The sequence below is a fragment of the Clostridium pasteurianum genome, assembly GCF_001705235.1.
Taxonomy (GTDB): domain Bacteria; phylum Bacillota; class Clostridia; order Clostridiales; family Clostridiaceae; genus Clostridium_S; species Clostridium_S pasteurianum_A.
In genome coordinates, this window is sequence record NZ_MCGV01000001.1 from 2,159,012 (window position 1) to 2,181,525 (window position 22,514).

At 32.1% G+C, this 22,514-nt stretch carries 20 protein-coding genes; all 20 read right to left on the minus strand.

Features of this window, described 5'->3' with window-relative positions; translation table 11 throughout:
- Positions 1 to 182 precede the first annotated feature (182 nt).
- Positions 183 to 920 carry an amino acid ABC transporter ATP-binding protein gene (locus BEE63_RS09510; RefSeq protein WP_066021157.1) on the minus strand — a complete coding sequence of 246 codons (738 nt, stop codon included), beginning with the start codon at positions 918 to 920 and terminating at the stop codon, positions 183 to 185.
- Complete coding sequence (locus tag BEE63_RS22450) at positions 917 to 2,389, minus strand: amino acid ABC transporter substrate-binding protein/permease (protein WP_347464294.1); 1,473 nt, start codon at positions 2,387 to 2,389, stop codon at positions 917 to 919. The genes BEE63_RS09510 and BEE63_RS22450 overlap by 4 nt, the downstream gene beginning before the upstream one ends.
- A 405-nt stretch (positions 2,390 to 2,794) precedes the next feature.
- A complete protein-coding gene (locus tag BEE63_RS09520; protein WP_066021158.1) occupies positions 2,795 to 4,390 on the minus strand; it encodes a GTP-binding protein in 1,596 nt (531 codons plus the stop codon).
- Between the two features lie 12 nt (positions 4,391 to 4,402).
- On the minus strand, positions 4,403 to 5,203 hold the full coding sequence (gene cysD / locus BEE63_RS09525; protein WP_066021159.1) for a sulfate adenylyltransferase subunit CysD: 801 nt from the start codon (positions 5,201 to 5,203) through the stop codon (positions 4,403 to 4,405).
- 13 nt (positions 5,204 to 5,216) lie between these two features.
- Positions 5,217 to 5,948 (minus strand): ABC transporter permease, encoded by a 732-nt coding sequence (locus BEE63_RS09530; RefSeq protein WP_198507946.1) that lies wholly within the window; start codon positions 5,946 to 5,948, stop codon positions 5,217 to 5,219.
- A complete protein-coding gene (locus BEE63_RS09535) occupies positions 5,926 to 6,765 on the minus strand; it encodes an ABC transporter ATP-binding protein (protein ID WP_066021161.1) in 840 nt (279 codons plus the stop codon). Before BEE63_RS09535 ends, BEE63_RS09530 begins: the two co-directional genes overlap by 23 nt.
- Positions 6,766 to 6,800: 35 nt before the next feature.
- On the minus strand, positions 6,801 to 7,829 hold the full coding sequence (locus BEE63_RS09540; protein WP_066021162.1) for an aliphatic sulfonate ABC transporter substrate-binding protein: 1,029 nt from the start codon (positions 7,827 to 7,829) through the stop codon (positions 6,801 to 6,803).
- 14 nt (positions 7,830 to 7,843) lie between these two features.
- Positions 7,844 to 8,158 (minus strand): 4Fe-4S dicluster domain-containing protein, encoded by a 315-nt coding sequence (locus BEE63_RS09545; RefSeq protein WP_066021163.1) that lies wholly within the window; start codon positions 8,156 to 8,158, stop codon positions 7,844 to 7,846.
- A complete protein-coding gene (locus BEE63_RS09550) occupies positions 8,148 to 9,827 on the minus strand; it encodes an adenylyl-sulfate reductase subunit alpha (protein WP_066021164.1) in 1,680 nt (559 codons plus the stop codon). Before BEE63_RS09550 ends, BEE63_RS09545 begins: the two co-directional genes overlap by 11 nt.
- A 9-nt stretch (positions 9,828 to 9,836) precedes the next feature.
- Positions 9,837 to 10,439 carry an adenylyl-sulfate kinase gene (gene cysC, locus BEE63_RS09555; RefSeq protein WP_066021165.1) on the minus strand — a complete coding sequence of 201 codons (603 nt, stop codon included), beginning with the start codon at positions 10,437 to 10,439 and terminating at the stop codon, positions 9,837 to 9,839.
- 9 nt (positions 10,440 to 10,448) lie between these two features.
- Positions 10,449 to 11,678: an O-acetylhomoserine aminocarboxypropyltransferase/cysteine synthase family protein gene (locus BEE63_RS09560; RefSeq protein ID WP_066021166.1), complete on the minus strand. Its 1,230-nt coding sequence runs from the start codon at positions 11,676 to 11,678 to the stop codon at positions 10,449 to 10,451.
- Positions 11,679 to 11,689: 11 nt separating this feature from the next.
- On the minus strand, positions 11,690 to 13,999 hold the full coding sequence (locus BEE63_RS09565; RefSeq protein ID WP_066021167.1) for a sulfurtransferase TusA family protein: 2,310 nt from the start codon (positions 13,997 to 13,999) through the stop codon (positions 11,690 to 11,692).
- A gap of 14 nt (positions 14,000 to 14,013) precedes the next feature.
- The gene (locus tag BEE63_RS09570; protein ID WP_066021168.1) at positions 14,014 to 14,430 is read right to left on the minus strand and encodes a M67 family metallopeptidase; all 417 of its coding nucleotides are present in this window, start codon (positions 14,428 to 14,430) and stop codon (positions 14,014 to 14,016) included.
- Between the two features lie 4 nt (positions 14,431 to 14,434).
- A complete protein-coding gene (locus tag BEE63_RS09575) occupies positions 14,435 to 15,265 on the minus strand; it encodes a HesA/MoeB/ThiF family protein (RefSeq protein WP_066021169.1) in 831 nt (276 codons plus the stop codon).
- Entirely contained in the window at positions 15,255 to 15,470 is a 216-nt protein-coding gene (gene thiS, locus BEE63_RS09580; RefSeq protein ID WP_066021170.1) for a sulfur carrier protein ThiS, read from the minus strand. The genes BEE63_RS09575 and thiS overlap by 11 nt, the downstream gene beginning before the upstream one ends.
- Positions 15,471 to 15,483: 13 nt before the next feature.
- Entirely contained in the window at positions 15,484 to 16,608 is a 1,125-nt protein-coding gene (locus BEE63_RS09585; protein WP_066021171.1) for an ROK family transcriptional regulator, read from the minus strand.
- Positions 16,609 to 16,932: 324 nt separating this feature from the next.
- A complete protein-coding gene (locus BEE63_RS09590; protein WP_066021172.1) occupies positions 16,933 to 18,336 on the minus strand; it encodes a hypothetical protein in 1,404 nt (467 codons plus the stop codon).
- Between the two features lie 472 nt (positions 18,337 to 18,808).
- Positions 18,809 to 19,771 (minus strand): porphobilinogen synthase, encoded by a 963-nt coding sequence (gene hemB, locus BEE63_RS09595; RefSeq protein ID WP_066021173.1) that lies wholly within the window; start codon positions 19,769 to 19,771, stop codon positions 18,809 to 18,811.
- A gap of 11 nt (positions 19,772 to 19,782) precedes the next feature.
- The gene (gene hemL, locus BEE63_RS09600; protein ID WP_066021174.1) at positions 19,783 to 21,051 is read right to left on the minus strand and encodes a glutamate-1-semialdehyde 2,1-aminomutase; all 1,269 of its coding nucleotides are present in this window, start codon (positions 21,049 to 21,051) and stop codon (positions 19,783 to 19,785) included.
- The gene (gene cobA / locus BEE63_RS09605; protein WP_066021175.1) at positions 21,041 to 22,513 is read right to left on the minus strand and encodes a uroporphyrinogen-III C-methyltransferase; all 1,473 of its coding nucleotides are present in this window, start codon (positions 22,511 to 22,513) and stop codon (positions 21,041 to 21,043) included. Before cobA ends, hemL begins: the two co-directional genes overlap by 11 nt.
- Between the last annotated feature and the right edge of the window lies 1 nt (position 22,514).

The following is a 22,514-nucleotide window of genomic DNA, read 5'->3' on the forward strand; positions in this document are numbered from 1 at the left end:
GATGAAGGAACAATTTAAAAAAGTTTTAATAAATCTTGGTTGAAAAATCGTAAAATACTTAGATATTTCAATTTGTCTGAGCATCTTTTCAGCGAGTTATTGAAATATATTAGTATTTTACGATTTTTTAACCTTAGATTTATTAAACTTTTTTAATGTTCCAAATCACTGTTACTTCTCTTCTATAATACTTTATTTAAAAAGTCTTTTGTTCTATCCTGTTTAGGGGCTTTAAATATTTCTTCAGGTTTTCCCTGCTCTACAATATAGCCATCTGCCATAAATATAACTCTATCAGCCACTTCTCTTGCGAAGCCCATTTCATGAGTAACAACAACCATAGTCATTCCCTCTTTTGCAAGGTCTTTCATAACTCCGAGAACTTCTCCAACCATCTCAGGATCAAGTGCTGATGTTGGTTCATCAAAAAGCATTATATCTGGGCTCATAGCAAGTGCCCTAGCTATTGCAACCCTTTGCTTTTGACCACCTGAAAGTTTTTCTGGATATTCATCTGCTTTATCTTTAAGTCCAACCTTATCGAGAAGATTAAGTGCCGTTTTTTGAGCTTCTGCTTCTGACATTTTATTTAACTGAATTGGAGCAAAAGTTATATTTTTTAAAACACTTAAATGTGGAAACAAATTAAAGTTTTGAAAAACCATACCTACATTTTCTCTTAATTTATCTATATTAACATTCTTATCAGATAAATCTTTTCCGTCAACAATCATTTGTCCAGCTGTTATTTCTTCAAGACCATTCATACACCTTAAAAGCGTACTTTTTCCTGAACCAGATGGGCCTATTATACATACAACTTCATTTCGCTCAACCGCAAGATTTATCTTTTTTAATACTTCATTAGAAGCATAATTTTTCTTAAGTTCTTTAACCTCTATTGCTACATCATTGCTCATATTTTAACATACCTCTCAATCTTCCTTGATAAAATAGATAATAATTTAATTATTACAAAATACATAATCGCAACTATTAACCATATTTGGAACGCTTTAAAGGTAGCTCCTATTATTATCTGACCTGTATTTGTTAATTCTTGTATTCCTATAACAGATAATATTGATGTATCCTTAAGTGAAATTATAAACTGATTTACGATAGATGGTATCATTACTTTAACTGCCTGTGGAAATACTATTTTAAGCATAGCAGTCTTGTAAGGTACACCTAAACTTCTTGCTGCTTCCATTTGTCCTTTATCAATGGAAAGTATACCGCCTCTAAATATTTCAGACATATACGCTCCTGCGTTTAAACTCACAGCAATAATACCTGCAACTATCGGATTTATTTTTAAGCCTGTCAATCCTGGTATTCCAAAGAATATAAAGAATGCCTGAACTAAAAGTGGTGTTCCTCTTATTATGTCTACAAACCATCTTGATATTGTTTTAAGTATTCTACTGGTGCTTATACTGAAGAAGCCAAGCATTGCACCTATTACAATAGCTATAAGCATTGCAATAACTGTAATAAATAGAGTCATTTCGAGGCCTTTTAAAAGCTGTGGAAAACTTTGCTTAATCAAAGTCATATTATTTGTCTGTGTTTCATTTTGAGCTTGCTTATGTGCCTCATTGCCAGTACTTATATATTTCTTAATAATTTTATCATATTCTCCATCTGACTTTATTTTCTTAAGTCCATCATTAAATTTCTTTAAAAGCTCTTTGTTTTGGCCTTTTTTAACTGCAAAACCATATGGAGAAGTTGTAATCTTTTTATTTTCAACTATTCTAAGTCCAGAATTTTTATCTATTGACACTTTATAAGCTATTACAGGATAATCTTCAAAGGTTATATCTGCATTTCCATTTATAACTGCCTGAAACATTGAAGGACTATCATCAAAGTATTTCAAGGTTAATCCATACTTGTCCTTGTTGGCTTCTGCATAAGCTGCTCCTGCTGTTCCCTTTTTAAGTGCAGCAACTTTTCCTTTTATGTCACTTACCTTTTTAATACTATTATTACTTGATTTAGATACTATGCATAGCCCTGAATCATAATATGAACTTGAAAAATCAAGAGTTTGCTTTCTTTCATCAGTTATACTCATTCCTGAAATTGCGCCATCCACTTGATTTGCTTGAAGTGCTGGTATTATACCATTAAAGTTCATAGGTTTTAAATCATAAGTAAAATTTTCCTTCTTAGCTACTGCATCTAAAATATCTATATCTATTCCCTGATACTTATTACCTAACCTAAACTCAAATGGTGCATACGTTGCATCTGTTGCTATTGTGTATTTTTTAGCTGAAGGACTGCTATTACTACTATTATTGCTACTTTGACAACCTGTTAACGCTATTGCCAAAAGCATCATTACAGCTAAAACTGATACTAAAAACTTCTTCTTCAAATAAAACTCCTCCCACTTTTATTCATACACTATACTGTCTAGATTGACATTTTGTAATCTGCATGAATTAAATTTCAACTTGGTTTCTCTTTTATATTTTGAATTACTTAATAATTTAAATTTCATAATCTCATTATTTTTTTTAATGTTATTTACCAAAAGTTTAACTAAAGCTTAACTCATAGTATCATATTAAGCTGCAAACTATGTAATACTATTAAAAACTACATATTTTTATTTTTTTAAATAAGAATTTTTAAATAACCAATAAAAATGCAATTTAAAAGGTTTTGATCGTTTTTTTGATGGTTTGCTTTTTTTATAATTCATATCTAAAGAAACATATGAAAATAAGCCCAAAAATAAAGGATTGGCTTCTTCATGAATACCAATCCTTTATTTGTTTTAAATCACTTGCAATATATTAGAACTTATTTTGCCATCTTCACTTACAGCAATTTCTGTGCAGCCTTCTTTAATCTCTATATCCAAATTATTTTTTGCAGCTATTATTGCAGTTATTCCATTTTCTTTTAAAACTTCTGCAAACTTAAGATCTTTATCAAGGTCTCCACTTGCTGGTACATAGTATACTTTTTTATTTAAATCAAACAATTTTCTTTCTAGTTTTGCTGCAAACTCTGTACTTACCTTTTCATCATCGGCAGTTACAAAAACTACTTGCCCCTCTTTACCTAGTTTTTCTATTCTTTCTTCTCTAGTCACTAAGCTTTTCTGCAGTGCATTCTTTTTTGATACCTCTGCACTCCTAAGGATTATTCCTCCGCCGCTAGTGTTATAGTTATCTATTATTACAAAACGTCCTAATGCTTCATTTTTATTAAATGCATCAAAACACATAGAAGTTTTAGATTTTATTACAACCTCAGCAACATCGTTTTTATTTATTTGCTCTACATTTTCCTTCTGTTTAAGTGTTGCTGCATCTATTACTTTATTTATTTCATAAATTTCAACTTCTAACTCTTGAGTTGCAATTTTAAGCTTATATTTCTTACCCTTTTTTAACGGTTCCTTACCCATCCAAAATATATTAGCATTAAAAGCTTTTGATACAGTTATAGGAGAATCCTTATGGCATATTATTTCGCCTCTTTTATTGTAAAACTCATCCTCCACCGTGATTCCAACAGACATCCCTGCGGAAACTTCATTTATTTTATCTTTATCCTGCCAGAACTCTAATGACTTAACTTTAGTTGTTTTTCCTGAAGGATAAAATGCAACTTCATCTCCTACTTTTAGCGAACCTGATTCTATTCTTCCTGCTATAATCCTTCTGCTATCAAACTTATAAACATCCTGAACAGGAAATCTTAAGGGCTTGTTTTCAATTCCCTTTTCTTTTTCTATACTGTCCATAGTATCAATTATATCTTTTCCCTTATACCACGGCATTTTTTCAGATTTTTTAGCTACATTCTCTCCTAGAAAAGCCGATATAGGTATATAAGCCTCTGGATGTATATCTAAATTACCTAGAAATTCATTAAACTGACTTACTATTTCATTATACCTATCTTCAGAATAATCCACTAAATCCATTTTATTTACTGCAACATATACCTTCTTTATTCCAAGTAATGATAATATATATCCATGTCTTTTAGATTGCTCCTGTATACCTTCCTTAGCATCTATGACTAAAATTGCAGCTTCTGCACTTGCTGCTCCAGATATCATGTTTTTGAGAAATTCCTTATGTCCTGGTGCATCTATTATGACATAATCTCTTTTCTTCGTAAAAAATTGAATCATAGTTATATCAATTGTTATGCCCTGTCTCTGTTCCTCTTCAAAGGCGTCCAGTAGAAACGCATATTCAAACTTCTTCCCCTCTGCCTCTGATATTTTCTTCACCTTTTCTACTGCTCCATCTGGAAGTGAATTAGTGTCATATAAAAGCCTTCCAATTAAAGTAGATTTACCGTGATCTACATGTCCAACAAATACTATATTTAAATTTTCTCGTAAGCTCATCATTACTCCCCCTTACATATATCCATGTTTTCTAAGCTTCTCAAGTGCATGTGGATCTGCTTTATCCTGTGCTCTGCCGCTTCTCTCTGTCTCATTGGTATTTTTAAGTTCTTCAATTATTTCATCAAGAGTTGAAGCATTTGAATCTATTGGTGATGTACATGGAGCACAGCCTAGACTTCTATATCGTTTGCCGTTTTTAGCAAAATACAAACTAACTACTGGAATATTTTCTCGCCTTATATATTCCCATATATCTAACTCTGTCCAGCCCAAAAGAGGATGTACCCTTATATGGTTTCCCTTTTTAAAATCAGTTTTAAACTGATCCCAAAGTTCTGGTGGTTGATCTGTATAATCCCACTCTGAATCAGAATTCCTCTCGCTGAATACTCTTTCCTTTGATCTTGAACCTTCTTCATCCCTTCTTATGCCGACTATAAGTCCTTCAAACTTATACTTATTTATAACCTGTTGAAGTCCATCCGTCTTTAGTGCCTTACAGCATTCAAGTCTTCCCTTTTGAGGTCCCATTCCTCCATTAATGGCATCCCAGTTAGTATGAACAATTAAATTTAAGTGATATTTTTTAGCTACCTCATCCCTAAACTTAATCATTTCGGGAATTTTATGAGTAGTATCTACATGAATAAGTGGGAATGGACAATTTCCAAAGAAAGCTTTTTGTGCAAGCCAAAGCATTACTGTAGAATCCTTTCCTATAGACCAGAGCATTCCAAGCTTACCGAAATGCTTGTATGCCTCCCTCAGTATATAAATACTTTCTGCTTCTAATCTATCTAAATGATCCATTCAAATTACCTCCTCAATTTTTCTTTTCAAGACCACATTTGTATCTAATGTTTCTTTCAAGTTTTCCAAATAATAATTTATCAAATACAAGCCCAATGACTATTATCACAATCATAACTGCCATGACCTGACTTATATCTCCTAAGTCTCTTCCTGCCATAAGTACCTGTCCTAAGCCCTTTGTAGCTGAAAGCATTTCACCTGCCATAAGCGCTCTCCACGCAAAGGACCATCCCTGCCTCATACCTGATATAATTTCTGGGAGTGCAGAAGGAATTACTACATTAAAATATAATTTTTTCCCCTTTGCTCCCATAGTCTTAGCAGCTTTAACATAAATAGGATTTACATTCTTTATTCCAGCTACTATAGAAAGAGCTATAGAAAAAACAGAACCTATAATAGTTACAAATATTATTGAACTCTCATTAATTCCATACCAGAGTATGGCAAATGGTATCCAACATACACTTGGCAATGTTTGGAGTCCAAGCATAAGCGGCGTTAAATTCTCATCTAAATACTTGAACCTTATGACTAATAATCCCAAAACTGTACCTACTACAAGAGAGATTAAATATCCTACAATAAGTCTTGTTATACTAGCCCCCATAGCCACAAAAAGTGTATTGTCATAAACTAAATATGCAAGAGATGTAATAACATCAAATGGAGATGGAAAAGTATATGCCTTCCATATGGAAAGCTCATCTACAAAGACTTTATAAACCAGCTCCCAAATCATTATCAGAATTATATAAAACAGAACTCTTTTCAAAATCCCAATCACTGTCGTACTCTTCCTTTGCAACCTTCTCCACCTCCTCTTTAAGCTCCTTCATTACTTCCGCAGCAACATAAGCTAAATCAACATTTTCGGCTTTTCTAGGTCTACCCAATTTTATCTCAAATATATTTTTAATCTTCCCTGGATTTGCTGACATTACAACAACTCTGTCAGCAAGAAGTACAGCCTCTTCAACATTGTGAGTTACAAATACTATTGTCTTTTTTGTTTCCCACCATATATTTTGGAGTTCAAGCTGGAGTATGCTTTTAGTCTGGCTATCAAGAGCTGAAAATGGCTCATCCATCAAAAGGACTTCTGAATCGAGTGTTAATGCACGCGCAAGTGCAACTCTTTGTCGCATTCCTCCAGAAAGCTCGTGTATATATGAATTCTGAAATTTAGTGAGATGTACCATTTTAAGATACTTAAGTGCCTTTTCATGCCTTTCTTCCTGAGGCACATTTTTGATTTTCATTCCAAATTCAACATTGTCTATAACCTTAAGCCATGGAAAAAGTGCAGAATCTTGAAACATAAAAGCTCTATCCGGTCCTGGTTTTTTTATTTCTACATTATTTAAATACACTTTTCCCTTTGTAGGCTTTTCAAGGCCGGCTAGTATATTGAGCAGTGTGGATTTTCCGCAGCCAGAAGGTCCAAGTAAACATATAAATTCTCCATTTTTTATGGAAAGATTTATGTCTTCTAAAGTGTGTGTCTTTTTTTCTCTGGATATGAAATCTTTACTTACTCCCTTTATTTCTATTCCCAAATCTCTTCCTCCTCCCCTACAAACTAATAAGAATATTATTGTACTTGAGTTTTTCCTTCCGCTTTAAGTACTTTATTTAAAAGCTCAAAATCAAACATATTTTTAAGATCAGCTTTTTTCCTTATAAATCCTTCCTTTAAAGACCAATCTGCCATTTCTACAATTGCCTGTTTTTCAGGATCATTTGTAACTTTAATTCTCTTAAAAGATGAATCCAATATATCCTTAGATAATTCCTGACCCGTTACCTCTTTAAGCTGTTTATTTACGCTGTCTTCCGCCTTATCAGTATTCTTATTTATTTCATCAGTTTCTTTTACATTGTTTTTTAGGAATTTTTCTACTATATCCGGATGATCTTTTATAAATTCTTTCCTTGCAACAACCACCGCCGTTGGATATTTGCCTTTTCTCCATATGCCATCGTAATCAAGCACAACATTAGCATTAACTTCTTTTACAAGTCTTGAACCCCATGGTTCTGGTACCAATGCTGCATCTATTGAACCTTTATCCAAAAGAATTTTTATATCAGGATTCTCAGCTTGAACTATTTCCACATTTCCACCCTTTGCTTTATCCTTTAATCCATTTTCCGATAAAAGAATTCTAAGATTTAAATCCTGAGTATTACCAAATTGAGGTATTGCAACCTTTTTGCCCTTTAAGTCCTTAACGCTTTTGATGTTAGCACCCTTTCTTGAAACGAGTATTGCTGCTGCGTCTGCTGTTCCTGAAATTACTTGAACATCACCTTTTGACTTTGTATAAGCATTTATTGCAGGCCCAGGTCCAATATATCCTATATCAACTCCTCCTGCTAAAAATGCTTCTACCTCTGAAGAACCCGCATTGAACTTCTGCCATTTTACTTTAATACTATTTCCTAAAGCTTTTTGGAGCGAACCATCTTGTTTCTGAAGTAATGCTTGTGAATGTGTTACATTCGGAAAATATGCCACTCTAACCTGTGAAATTTTTTTATTTTTTTCTGCACAGCCTGATAGAATTCCTATAACTACTGTGGTAATTATAATAAGGCTGACTATTCTATCCTTTTTCATTTCACTTTCCTCCACTAATATTTATTTGATTCCTTTCTATTGGTTCTTATAATGGCCTCTTCGCTGCTTGGATTAACCATATGCCAGTTAAGCTTATCTCCTTCCTCACTTACATACATATATGAACCATTTCCTCCTATATCAGCACCGAGAAAATACTTTATTGCTTTAAATTTGCATTCCTTGAGACAAGCAGTACATCCCCAACAATCCTTAGGATATTTTATAAAGACTTTTCCATTTTCATTTTCTTCTATCAAACTTCCAGGACAAACATTTACGCACCTTTTACACCCAATGCATTTATTTACATCGATTTTAATGCTCATAAATCTCATCCCTTCCAATAAGTTTTCTAAATAAAATATTTACTTTTCCATCTTTATAAACAGAGTTTACATATTTAAGCCAGTTTTTATCATCCTTATTTTTATAACTATCATTTTCTTCATAGCATTTCCATCTAGTCTCTTTTCTAGCTTTGAGATGAGCAATAACAACCTTTGCCACATATAATCTATCAATTAATTCGTAAATAGATAAAAGTTCATGCTGATTTTTAGCTTTTAGCTTGTAAGAAAGTCTTAAAAGTTCATCTATTCTTTTCTCTGCTATATTAAGCTTCTCTTCTGTATAGCTGTAATGCCGAGATATTCCCCCTGAATACTCGTCCATAGTCTTCTGCATAGCTTCCTCTATTTGCTCTGTATCAAATTCACTTTCACCATTAAAAAATCTTTCTACACGTTGCATATATTCGTGTATTTTACTTTCTGGAATTGTAACAAGTTTTTTTCCTTCAATATAGCAAGCCGCACTTTCCCCTGCTATTTGCCCCTCTGCAAAACACCCTGTAACATATTTCTTAGGGCTTCCTCCTGACACATCTCCAGCTGCATAAAGTCCCTCTAAAGTAGTTCTTCTTTTAGTATCAACCCAATAGCCACTTGCTCCATGTCCACCTACTATATAAGGCTCTGTACCCTCGATTTCTATATTTTGCTTAGAAGGATTTATTTTTCTATCAAACCAACTTAAAGCCTCTGCTGGAGCCATATTTAAATATGCTTTAAATAAGTCCTGAACTTGATTTTCCGTGATTCCCTTTGTCTTTAAATAGCATGGTCCATTTCCCCTTAAGTTTTCCATGACAGTGCTGTACAATCTATTTATAGTTGTAGGTTTGCCATAATTTTTAACATATTCCTCTGAAAATCCATTAACCTGAGGGGTTTTAACTCCCTGAGCTATAGTTCCCGTTGGTGCAATCGTGTCCTTACACCTTAATGCAATGAATCTCATTTCAAAAGTAGTCATTTCAGCTCCAGCCCTTATTCCCATGGCATATCCTGCACCTGTATTAAAAGGTGAGTACCACATTTTATGTCTTGAAAACCCTGGATTGTTAGGTTTATATATTCCTGAAGCTCCACCTGTTGTGCATATAACTGCTTTTGAATAAATAATATAGACCCTAGGCTCTTTAATTGAAAAACCCAAAGCTCCTATAACTCTTCCATCAGCCACAATATAGTCAAAAACATTTACTCCATTTAAAACTTTTATATTGTTTTTTTTATTCACAGCTTCAGCTAAAATAGGCTTTATATTTTCTCCGTTTATTTTTATACTTCTTTTTCCCCTTGGAACATACTTTCCACTGTCATCCTTTAATATGGTTAGACCCATTTCTTCTATTTCTCGTGTAACTTCATTAAGTCTTTTTGCTGCTGTATAAATCAAATCTTCTCTAACTACATCATTAAATTCTTTCTTCACATAGTCCACGAAGGAATCGGGAGTTTCATCTTCAGTTATGTACGCATTTAAAGCATTTACTCCAGCAGCAAGACAGCCGCTTCTTTTAATATTAGCTTTTTCTACAATTAATATTTGAATGCTAGGTTTTTTTGCCGCACTTATAGCTGCAAAACATCCAGCTGTACCTCCCCCTATTATGAGAAGATCAGTTTTTAAAATATCATATGATAACTTCATTCCACCCTCCTAAAAAATTTCATGTTCCTTTAAATATTTCACTATTTTATCTACGCATTGCTTTTCAGTCTTTTGAAAGGTCTTAACTGTTATTTCAGGATTGTCTGGCTTTTCATAAGGAGAATCTATCCCTGTAAAGTTCTTAATTCTACCATCTCTAGCCTTCCTATATATTCCCTTTGGATCTCTCTTCTCACAAACATCAAGCGGACAGTCTACATAAACTTCTACAAAATCTTCTCCTAAGAGCTTTCTAGCACTATTTCTGTCCTTCTTAAAAGGGGATATAAATGTGGTTATTGTTATAATTCCTGCATCAACAAATAGTTTTGCAACTTCAGAAACCCTTCTTATATTTTCAGTTCTATCTTCACTTGTAAAACCAAGATCAGAATTAAGCCCGTACCTTAAATTGTCGCCATCCAATAAATATGTCAAGTACCCCATATCATAAAGTCTACCTTCAAGCATTGATGCAACTGTGGATTTGCCGGAACCCGAAAGCCCAGTAAACCACAAAACTACTCCCTTTTGTTTTAAAACTTTTTCCCTATTTTCTCTCTTTATTCTAGTATCCTGCCAGACTATATTAGTACTTTTTTTATTCTCCATACCATCACCTCAAATAGCTTCTAAAGCTCTATCTATGTCTTCCAATATATCATCTACATCCTCTATTCCAACGGATAGTCTTAGTAAATCATCATATACTGCCATTTTTTCTCTTTCTTCCGGCGTATTGCTTGAACATATAGTAGAGGCTGGATGTATTATTATAGTTTTGCAATCTCCTATGTTTGTAAGATCCAATATGAGTTTTAATTTTCCCAGAAACTTAAATGCATTTTCTTTGCTGCCGAGCCTGAAGGTAAGTATGCCTGAAGCTCCATTTTTATAATACTTTTCCGCTAATTCATAATATTTTGAGCTCTTAAGATTTGGATAATTTACACTAGTTACCTTAGGGCTTTTCTCTAAATATTCCGCTACCTTCATAGCGTTTTTACAGTGCTGTTTCATTCTTAGCGCTAAAGTTTCAACACCTGTTAAAGATAAAAATGCATTAAAAGGTGACATTGCTGCACCAATATCAACACCTATAGTACTCTTTAATTTGGCAGTAAAAGCCAACTTTCCATACTTTTTAGCATACTCATGAAAATTTTCATATCTATAGTTTTTATATTTTTGACTTCCGCAATCTACTATTGTTCCACCTATAGCATTAGAAGTACCATTAATATACTTCGATGTAGAGTGAATTATAATATCAGCTCCGTATTCTATAGGACTTATTAAACACGGTGTTGAAATAGTAGAATCAACCATAAAAATTATTCCCTTTTGGTTGCAAACTTTTCCTACTGTTTCAGCATCTAAAATATCTAGTTTAGGATTTCCTATAGTCTCAGCATAAACGAGTTTTGTACTCTTCGTTATATTGTTAAGAAGGCTCTCTTCATTTATTTCCTCTAAAAATATGACTTTGACCCCGATATCCTTTAAATTAGAAATAAGAGTATACGTTCCTCCATAAAGACCAGTTGAAGCGATTATTTCATCACCGGGACTAACAATATTAGTAATTGCCATATATATAGCACTCATGCCAGATGCTGCTGAAGTTGCTGTAAGCCCTCCTTCAATGCTTGCCATCCTTCTTTCAAAAGCTAAAACAGTTGGATTAGATAGTCTGCTGTACACATATCCCGGAAATTTTCCTTTAAATATATTTTCTAATTCAGCTGGAGAACTATGAGCATATGCATTGGACATATATATAGGGACATTGGTTGCCCCTGTTTTCTCTAAATTATAATTGCCATGAATAAGCTTTGTTGAAAATCTCACAATTCTGCCCCCTATTTATTCTTTTTAACCACAAGAAGATTGTATCCATTAAATTTATCATCAATATTTATTACTTCATGTCCTTCTTTTTCAACACTTCTAGGAACATTGTTAATAGGATCACCATCATCAAGATAAAATCCAAGTGTCGTACCAGGTTTCACCTTAGAAAGTTCAATTTTAACTTTTACAAAATTTATAGGACACTTAACTCCTCTGAAATCAATAATTTTATACTCTCCCTCTGTCTTTCCTGTTGAATTACTTTCTTTATTTACTTCATTTTCTTTGGGAAGAGTTATGTCAAGCTTGCCATCTAATGAATCAAACATATCTCTAACTTTACCTACAACATAACTTACGTCCTTTTCCTTATCTGATATATCACTAATATCTCCAAGCTTAAAATCTATGAGTTCATCAATTAAGTCCTTTATATCTTCTCTTAAATATCCCTCATCAACAAAATTCTTTATGAATTCTTTAAATATTTCCCTCTCTTTAGACGTATCTATTCCCCTCAATATCAGAAGTGCCCTTGATGCTGAAAGTGCAGCTTCATAAAGTTTTGAACTATTCTTAGAAATACCATAATCTTTTAAATACGATTCTGCATTCCATATATCCATTTTTATTACATCAAGCACACCTGTACTGCACTCACCTTTTCCTCTTCCCTCAAGAGAAAATCTTTTGCATGCTCCCCAATCGAAATAAAGTTCTGGATTATCTTTATAGCTTTCAAGTGTTGAATATTTTTCAGTAAGTTCTTTTATTTCTTTCCTATTATTATCAAGAAATTCATAAAAATTTACGTATACTGAATTTGCTTTAAGCTCAGCAAGCTCTAAAAGATATTCTGGTACTTTTTTAGCAGGTATATCACCCACTGCTTCCGCTAACTTTGCGCCATTAGATCCAAGATATCCTCCCAGAGAAACTGTATACATAGGAATTAGTCCATCATCTGTCCTTTTAGCTCTTCCATTTAATCCTATAGCTCCTTTTTCATGCTGTGCACAGGAATTGAGACAACCTGAAATATATATTTTAGGAAGTGCTTTTTTTATTTTCATGTCTTCATTCTTAAATTTATCCTTTATGGCTTTAAGAAGTCCTTGAGACAGACATAATCCAAGCTGACAAGTTGCTGCACCTGCGCAAGTTGAGGAGTTAAATAAATTTATATTTGAAGAAAAATCGCCTATTATATCTGCAAGTTTCACTGCATCCTCATTTTTAATATCGCGTGCAAAAAAGCCTTGAGTATTTGCAAGTCTTATTGTTACTTTATAATTAAGTCCGTCTAAAAAGTTTATTACCTTGTTTAAATCATCTATTTTGAGATTTCCGCACTCTGGATGAACATAAACTGAATAATAACCTTCCTGTTTTTGCTTAAATAACACATTTTCATATTTATCACTTAAATCATCAATATACTCTAAATCTTCATAGCATACTTTATTGTTATCATCTATTAGAATATCAAGATTTTCCTGTTCCTTAACTTTTTTAAGTTCTTCATTAAAGAGTTCTTTAAATTTTTCATCACCATATCTATAAGTAATAAACCTTATTCTAGCCTTATTTTTGTTCGTCCTGTCACCTTCCTTTTCAAAAAGCTTTTTCATTGCAACTACGTAATAAAGTACATCTTTTGCTTCAATAAAATCTGCAAGTTTTATTGAAGCTCTAGGTTTTCCACCAAGTCCGCCTGCTCCAAATACCTTAAAGCCCTTTACCCCATCTTTAATTTGAGCTATAAAACCCAAATCAGAAATAGAAGCATTAGCCGTATCATCTACACTGTCTGAAAAGGCAATTTTATATTTTCTTGGAAGATTCATATTTGTAGGGTCCTTTATAAGATAATTTGTTACTCTATCCTTATACGGTTCAACATCAAAAACATCATTATAAGCTACTCCTGATAAAGGTGAACTTGCAACATTTCTTATCGTATTCCCTCCCGTTCCCTTAGTCATTATTCCATTGTCTATAAGCTTCTTTAATACTTTATAAACATCCTTAAGGTCTACTTTATGAAATTGAGCATCTTCTCTTGATGTAAGATGAATTTTTCCATGAGAGTACTCTTCTCCTAGTTTACTTATAACTTTAAGCTGAGGAAGTGTTACAAATCCACCTGGAAGTCTCATTCTTATCATGTAATTTTCTTTTTCTCTCTGCTCGTACACACCCATTGAAACTCTAAATGCCTTAAATCTTAAAGGATCAATTTGCTTATTCAAATATTGTTCTGCCTTTTCCTTAAAGTCTTCTACTTCTTTTCGATTTTCATCAGTTATATTAAGCATACTTTACACCTCTTTTAAACAATCTCATATTGAAGTTTTTCAACATAATTTTCATTTTTAATTACTTTAAACATATTAAGTACAGGTACTTCTTTATTTTGAAGAGATAAAATTGAATAAATTACATTTGGATCAAAAGATAATCGTTTGTCCTCTTCTGACGGTCTTGATGGTGAATATGGGTGAGAATGATAATTTCCAAGCATCTCCATACCAAACGACCTTATGCTTTTTATTTTTTCAAATTGTTCTTTTGGCTCCATAGAAAAATGCTCACTGCTGTTGTCTGTATTTTTCATAGGGAACACCTTATCTATATAAATATTTCCATTCTTCTTTGTACCTGCTAAAAAGCCGCAGCACTCATGATCAAACTCATCTTTGGCTTGCTTTATGATGGCACAATATTCTGATTTCTTTAAATAAATCATCTTATCACCCTTTTAATTTTCCTGATTTTAAATCACATGAAGGATTTTCATAGTCAATAAGTGTTTTTATAGTAGGATTCTCACCGCAAACTCCACACTTTTTGTTTTTTGCTACTTTTATCTTTCTGAATTCCATTTTCTTTGCATCAAAAGTAAGAAGATATCCTGCTAAAGTTTCTCCAACTCCAAGTATATATTTAACAGCTTCAAGTGCCTGAAGGCTTCCTATAATCCCTCCCATGGCTCCTATTACACCTGCTTCTCTACATGTTGGGACTACTCCGGCTGGAGGTGGTGATTGAAATATACATCTATAACACGGTGTATCGTTATCTGGTATATACGTTGTAAGCTGACCTTGAAATCTTATAATTCCCGCATGAGAAAAAGGTTTTTTTGCTAAAACACAGGCATCATTTATTAAAAACTTTGCTGCAAAATTGTCTGTTCCATCAATTAAAAAATCATAATTTTGATCCTTTATTATGTCTAGTATATTTTGTGATGTAACCATTTCATGATAAGTTATTACATTCACATCTGGGTTCATTGCATTAATTGTTTCTTTTCCCGATTGAACTTTTGGCTTTCCAACATCCTTAGTTCCATGTATTATTTGCCTTTGAAGATTTGAAAGATCTACAACATCTCCATCTACAAGTCCAATTGTCCCAATTCCTGCAGCAGCTAAATACATAGCAGCAGGAGCTCCGAGTCCCCCCGTTCCAACTACAAGGACTTTAGAATTTAAAAGCTTTTCCTGGCCTTCCACTCCAACTTCTTGAAGCAAAATATGCCTTGAATACCTTTCTATTTGCTCCTCACTAAAATCCAATACTTCCACCTCCCATAAAGTACAAGAAGTCTATAACATCACTTTCCTTTAGAACCGTATCTGTAAATTTATCTCTATCAATAAATTCATTATTTAACTGTACTGTTACCATATCTGGCATTTCAACATTTTCTTCTACTAGAATTTCACTTATCGTTAAGCCATCTTTCACTTTCTTTTCTTTCCCATTAATTTGTAGTATCATAATTTTCCTCCCTTTAACTTTCAAGACATCTTTCAACTACAAATGCTGCTGAACCTACAGCAATTGTATCTTCTTTAAAATGTCCATATTTTTTTAAAACCACTTTTAATCTTTTAGATATAATTTCTTCACAAGTTTTATAAAAAAATTCCGAATAAAAAATCATTGATCCACTTAAAGTAATAGATTTAATATTAAGAATATTTGCGTAATTAATTAATCCCATTGAGAAAATTATTGCAGCTTTTTCTATAATTTTCTTTGATAACATGTCACCCTTGTCAGCAGCTAAACATATGTCCTTATAATTAATTTTTTCTAACGATTTATTTATAATTGTATTTTTCCCATTGTTTACTTCAGAAACAAACTTACTTACTATATGATCGAAAGAACAATAATCTTTTATACATTTTGTGCTAAGCCCGTTATTATTTACAATTATATTTTCAAAAGTGTTTTGTAAATTAGTTGACATCTTTAACACTTTTCCTTTGCAACTTCCTACCATAATCCTTTCACCATAATCAAAATAAGCTGTACTTTCAAAATCACCTTTAAACCCATAAAAATACTCTGCTAACGCCCCAGCATTTACTCCCTCCTGAGTAAGCACCGTACATCCTAACTTCTCTTCGAAAATATTTTTATATTCATCTAAAGTATATTCTGCATCACAATATGAGCCAGAAAAAGCCACTCCAACTCCAAACAACTCCAATAAATCCAACCTAAGTTCACACACAACTTTATTTATTTCATCAAATATTTGGCTTGATAGCTTATATGGATTTTCATTCTTTATGTCAAATTTTCGCTTTTCAAGTATTTCAAGTTTTAAATTAGTAAATACAATTTCAGTATAAATATCTGTTACATTTATACCTATAATATAAAAATTGCATAAATTAATATTGTACATTATAGGTTTTCTTCCACCAGTAGATGTTCCAATACAATACTTTACTATAATCCTTTCTTTCTCTAATGGACTCATTATACGATTTAAAGTTGTCAATTTTACATTAGTTAAAGTTGAAATTTCACTCTTGGTCATTGCCCCTTTTTTCTGAAGTAAATTAAAAATTCTCTTAGCATCATAATTCAAATTACTGAATAATTCATAATAACACTTCATAATAAACCTTCTTTTATCACTTTATATGACTTTTAACCATATTGGTAAAAACAAAATAAAAAAATAAATAGATTTATTTTTCAACATAATATTCCTACTAATTTGATATGAATATTATGTTTTAATTTATATTAAATCTATCACTTTACTAGGATATTGTCAATGACTTTTTTAAGTTTACATTGATTTATTTGATATTACGTTAAAAACCCAGCTAATCATTTTATATAATTGTGTGATTAACCGGGTTATTGCTAATAAAAAATTTTCTTCCTCTATTACTTATAAAATAATGTATCTCTTCTGAAAAAATCAATAATTAATTTATTCATTACCACCTGCAAATGCACCATTAAGCTTTCCAATAAGTGTTTGTTCACCATTAGCCAAAACACTTAATTTCTCTATACTTTCCATCACTAGTTTTAAATTTTCTTGCAAATATCTCGAATAGCCCTCAACCTCTTCTGGAATTTTTTCTATATTATTAAATCTATTCCTTTCACTTTCCAAAACCTGTTTCAATTTAAAAAACATATACTCTACCTCATATAATAATTGAAACAGTTTATTAAGCTTACATAAATAATCATTATCCTTATTTTTAATCATACTTATTTTATAACCGTAATCATTATTAATATCCTCTACCACCTTTTTGCCCTCATATATTGCTTTTCTAAATTTATCCTCAAGCTTATCTGTGGCTCCAGCTATATTGTTTATTGAAGTAAATGATCCTTTTTTAAATATTTTAATTTTTTCCGACATATCACAAAATTTTTTTATTTGATTGTTAATCTTCATACATTGAACAGAAGACTCAAATACTATAACATTTATACCTTTATAAGCTTCCTCAATAGTTTGGCATAATTCTCTTACTGAATTAGAGCCAATATTATCCTGCACATTTCTTAATTTACCTTTTTGTATCTTGTCCTCTTTTTTGAAAGTATCTTTTATAACTTTATTTAAATTATGGCGTATATATATAATTCTTTCTGTTATTTTTCCAAGTTCATCTTTCCTATTTGTATCATAAAAATATTCCGCTGCATTATCCTTAACTTCTGTATTTAAAAGAATCAAAATATCTTTTAGCTGTCTATAAAAATCCTTAAAAATAAAACTAATAAGTGCAAACGCAGTACTAATTATACAAAAACCTACTGTTACAATTAATATATTAACTTTATTATGTAAAAAATCATATTTATTACTTCTCTCTTCAACATACTTTAAATTAATATTTACAAGCTTATCTTCTTCATTAATTATAGAACTTGCAATTTCATCCATATCATTTAATTGATTTGACATATCAGTATAATTATTTCCTTTTAATAATCCAAGCGCAGTATTTTTTCGAAAATTATATATAATTAATCCTTTTCTTATTCTTTCCAAACTTTCTTTTTCGCCTTGCATATTATCTGTACAAATAACATAATCGGATATATCCATTTTCTCCATTTCATTCATCTGATTAATTTTTTTATTTGAAGTATACTGAAAAAAATCATATTTATTTTTATATATATTATTTTTTAATGTACTTAATATCTTCTCATTTTTTAAATAGTTTCCATAAACCTTATTGTAATTATCAGTAATTTTATTGGTTACAATCACTGAACTTAATATTACCATAATTATCAACATAAATAATATTATTACTACACTAAATAATTTAAATTTTACCTTTAAGTTTTTAATATAATTCATATAGTATCTCTCCATTACATTAATATAATAAATCCCTATTATATTATATAGCTTTTTTGGTAACAAATTCTATTATGCTGTCGATATTTTAACATTTTTATTTTAAAATAAACTATAAATAAAAGCATAGATATCAAACTAAATCAGTTATTTAAATTTCGCAAACTTCGTAGAATGATTGAAAATTCACTTGTCTAAATAGTGATTTACTAATTTAATCTATACCTAAAATTCCGTAGGTACGGAGGAATTTTTTCCTCGTTTTACTCCAAAAGCGAACTAACATTGATTTGTAACATTAAAAAAGCTCTAATAAATCTTGGTGAAAAAATCGTAAAATACTTAGATATTTTAATTGTCTGAGCATCTTTTCAGCGAGTTATTGAAATATCTTAGTATTTTACAATTTCTTTACCTTAGATTTATAGAGCTTTTTTAATGTTACAAATCAATGTTAGTTCGCAATATTTAATTACCTAATCCATTTAGAAGCCTCTATGGCATAATATGTTATAATCATATCTGCTCCTGCTCTTTTAATTGATAAAAGCGATTCAATGGCTATTGCCTTTTCATCTATCCATCCAAGCTTTGCACCAGCTTTTATCATAGCATATTCTCCGCTAACACTGTATGCTGCCATAGGAACATCAAATCTTTCTCTTGCAGTCTTTAAAACATCGAGATAAGAAAGTGCAGGTTTTACCATTACTATATCTGCCCCTTCGTTTATATCATCCTCAATTTCAAGCATTGCTTCCCTTGCATTTGCAGGGTCCATCTGATAGCTTTTTCTATTTCCAAACTTAGGCGCAGAATCAGCAGCCTCTCTAAATGGTCCATAAAAAGCGGAACAGTATTTTGCACTATAAGCCATTATCGAAACATTTTCATATCCGTTTTCATCAAGTGTATTTCTTATTTCCTCAATTCTTCCGTCCATCATATCTGAAGGTGCAACCATATCTGCTCCAGCCTTTGCATGAGAAAGTGCTATTTTAGCTATATACTTTATAGTTTCATCGTTATTTACATAACCATCATGAATTATTCCGCAGTGTCCATGGCTTGTATATTCGCACATGCATACATCTGTTATTATAAATAAATTTTTGTCTAGTTCTCTTATTTTTCTTACAGCCTTTTGAATGATTCCATTTTCATCAAAAGCTCCTGATCCTATCTCGTCTTTATAATCAGGTATCCCAAACAAAATTATTCCTTTAACTCCAGCCCCTCTTATTTCATCTATTATCTCTGGAAGTCTGTCCAAAGAATAATGATAATTATTAGGAAGAGATGGTATTTCTTTTTTTATATTTTCTCCTTCAACCACAAATAGTGGATATATAAAATCATTTGGACTTAGTGTAGTCTCCCTTACCATATCCCTTATATAACTATTTTTCCTTAGCCTTCTATGCCTTCTAAACATTTTTTTCCTCCTTACAGTTCTTTCATAACCTTTAGAAATCTTTCTATATCACTCTCAGTGTGTTTTACTCCTAAAAACATAGCTTCAAATTGCGAAGGTGGTACATATATTCCATTCTTTATCATATGTTCCGCAAACTTTGAAAACATCTTTGTATTAGATTTCTTTGCATCACTATAATTCTTAACCTCTCTAAGTTCTGTAAAGAATATAGTCATCATATTTACACACCTATTTACTACGAGTGGTATACCCTTTTTCTTTGCCACTTCATATATTCCATCTTGAAATTTTTCTCCAAGCTTATTCATATAATCATAATATTCTTGATGCTCATGAAGTTCTTTTAAAGATGCATATCCAGCAGCCATAACTATTGGATTACCTGACATTGTACCTGCCTGATATACTGGTCCAAGTGGACAAAGTTCTTTCATTATTTCTCTTCTGCCGCCGTAAGCACCACAAGGAAGTCCCCCTCCCATTATCTTTGCAAAAGTAACCAAATCAGGTTTTATTCCATATAAGCTTTGAGCACCTTTATACGCAACTCTAAAGCCTGACATAACTTCATCAAATATCAATACTGTTTCATTTTCAGTGCATACTTTTCTAAGGTTAAGCAGGAACTCTTTTTCAGCCGGTATAACTCCCATATTTCCAGCTACGGGCTCTATTATTACAGCTGCTATTTCATCCTTATACTTTTGGAATAAGAGATTAACACTTTCAATATCGTTGTACTCAGCAATAAGGGTATTCTCTATGCTTCCCTTTGGCACTCCTGGAGATCCTGGTATATTTTGAGTCAAAACTCCCGAGCCTGCCTCAACTAAAAATCCATCAAAATGGCCATGATAACAGCCAGCAAATTTTATTATTTTGTCACGCCCAGTATATCCTCTTGCAAGCTTTACCGCACTCATTGTAGCTTCTGTACCAGAATTAACCATTCTAATCATATCTACATTATCCACGGTAGTACATATGTACCTCGCAAGTTTAAGTTCTAATTCTGTAGGTGCTCCAAAGCCAACTCCATTATCTAGTGTCTTCCTCACTGCGCTTAAAATCTTTTCATTATTATGCCCTAAAATCATAGGACCCCAAGCTTCTATAAAATCAATATATTCATTTCCCTCTTCATCAAATAAATGCGAGCCTTGTCCTCTTTTTATTATTGGGGGATCAATATTTAAAGCTGTATATGCTCTTACTGGACTGTTTACACCTCCGGGCATATACTTTTTGGATTCCTCGAAAATTTCTTTATTTCTCATAATTTAAACACTCCTTAATCATCCCATCAGTATTGCACTTACTACATACAGAATACTGAGCCTTAATTTTATCAAGTTCCTTACCTGTTATAGGCCCTATAGATATTACCCTTTTGCTTCTTATTTTATCCTCTCCAACAAGAGTTATCATATTTCTAACAGTAGATGGACTTGTGAAAATAACTGTATCGACTCTATCAAAAACTTTTTTATCTAAAATTTTTCCCGTGACTGTCTCATATATAAAGCATTCATCCACGCTGCATCCCATTTCTAAAAGCTGAGTTTTCACATATTGTCTGGAATTTTTGCTTCGTGGTATAAATATCTTATCATCCTTATTTACATAATCCTTAATAGCTAAAAAAAGCCCTTCTCCATTACTTTTTTTAGCTGTTATTTCAGCAATAATTCCATGCCTTTTTAATGCATTCTTCGTCCCCTCGCCTATAACAACAAATTTAGCTTTGATTTTTCTAACATCATAATCATTTAAAGCAAGGTAATTAAAGAAAATTTCCACAGCATTCACACTTGTTAAAAAAATATAATCATAACCTTTAAGCCTTTCTACATATGCTGATAAATTTTGAGATGTATCTTTTATCTCAATTGAATTTATCTCGGTAACCTCCGCTCCAAGTTCTATTAATTTTTCTCTTATTTCTTTACTCTGTTGTTTAGATCTTGTTATACATATATTCCTTCCGAAAAGTGGCTCTTTTTCGTACCAATCCAGCTTTTCGTTGAAATTAATAACATCTCCAACTACTATTATACACGGTGATCCTATATTTTCACTATCACACTTAGTTTTTATGTTATCAAGATTTCCTACAACCTTTTTCTGAGCACTTGTGGTTCCACGCATAACCACCGCACAAGGAGTTTTTGAATTCATACCGTTCTCCATCAATTTTTTTGTTATACTGTCTAGCTGTCTGTAACCCATTAAAAATATCAGAGTACCATTAATAGAAGCTGCTGCTTTAAAATTTATATTGGAATCATCTGCTGTTTTAGCTGTAAATACGTGAAAGCTTCGTGCTACTTTTCTATGTGTTACAGGTATCCCTGCATAGTTTAAAGCAGCAACAGGAGATGTAACACCTGATATAACTTCAAACTCAATATTTTCTTTTAAAAGAGCTAAAGCTTCCTCTCCACCTCTTCCAAATATATAAGGATCCCCTCCCTTTATTCTTCCAACAGTATGTCCTTCTTTTGCTAATTCAACTATCATACTATTTATCTCATCCTGGGTTTTATAATGACATCCAGGCTCTTTTCCACAGTAATAAATCTTACAATCATCCTTTAAATATTTAAGTATTCCTTGTCCAACTAGCCTGTCATATAGCACTGCTGTACATTCTTTCATTTTTCTCAGTGCCTTTAAAGTTACAAGCTCTTCATCGCCAGGTCCTGCCCCTATTATATATACTTTACCAACTGTATTCATA

Coding starts and splice junctions, on each gene's coding strand:
- BEE63_RS09590 (WP_066021172.1), bottom strand. CDS start 18,336: ATGAATTATATTAAAAACTTAAAGGTAAAATTTAAATTATTTAGTGTA.
- BEE63_RS09565 (WP_066021167.1), bottom strand. CDS start 13,999: ATGCTTAATATAACTGATGAAAATCGAAAAGAAGTAGAAGACTTTAAG.
- hemB (WP_066021173.1), bottom strand. CDS start 19,771: ATGTTTAGAAGGCATAGAAGGCTAAGGAAAAATAGTTATATAAGGGAT.
- BEE63_RS09550 (WP_066021164.1), bottom strand. CDS start 9,827: ATGAAGTTATCATATGATATTTTAAAAACTGATCTTCTCATAATAGGG.
- BEE63_RS09530 (WP_198507946.1), bottom strand. CDS start 5,948: ATGATTTGGGAGCTGGTTTATAAAGTCTTTGTAGATGAGCTTTCCATA.
- cysC (WP_066021165.1), bottom strand. CDS start 10,439: ATGGAGAATAAAAAAAGTACTAATATAGTCTGGCAGGATACTAGAATA.
- thiS (WP_066021170.1), bottom strand. CDS start 15,470: ATGATACTACAAATTAATGGGAAAGAAAAGAAAGTGAAAGATGGCTTA.
- BEE63_RS09585 (WP_066021171.1), bottom strand. CDS start 16,608: ATGAAGTGTTATTATGAATTATTCAGTAATTTGAATTATGATGCTAAG.
- BEE63_RS09545 (WP_066021163.1), bottom strand. CDS start 8,158: ATGAGCATTAAAATCGATGTAAATAAATGCATTGGGTGTAAAAGGTGC.
- hemL (WP_066021174.1), bottom strand. CDS start 21,051: ATGAGAAATAAAGAAATTTTCGAGGAATCCAAAAAGTATATGCCCGGA.
- cysD (WP_066021159.1), bottom strand. CDS start 5,203: ATGGATCATTTAGATAGATTAGAAGCAGAAAGTATTTATATACTGAGG.
- BEE63_RS09570 (WP_066021168.1), bottom strand. CDS start 14,430: ATGATTTATTTAAAGAAATCAGAATATTGTGCCATCATAAAGCAAGCC.
- cobA (WP_066021175.1), bottom strand. CDS start 22,513: ATGAATACAGTTGGTAAAGTATATATAATAGGGGCAGGACCTGGCGAT.
- BEE63_RS09510 (WP_066021157.1), bottom strand. CDS start 920: ATGAGCAATGATGTAGCAATAGAGGTTAAAGAACTTAAGAAAAATTAT.
- BEE63_RS09520 (WP_066021158.1), bottom strand. CDS start 4,390: ATGAGCTTACGAGAAAATTTAAATATAGTATTTGTTGGACATGTAGAT.
- BEE63_RS09540 (WP_066021162.1), bottom strand. CDS start 7,829: ATGAAAAAGGATAGAATAGTCAGCCTTATTATAATTACCACAGTAGTT.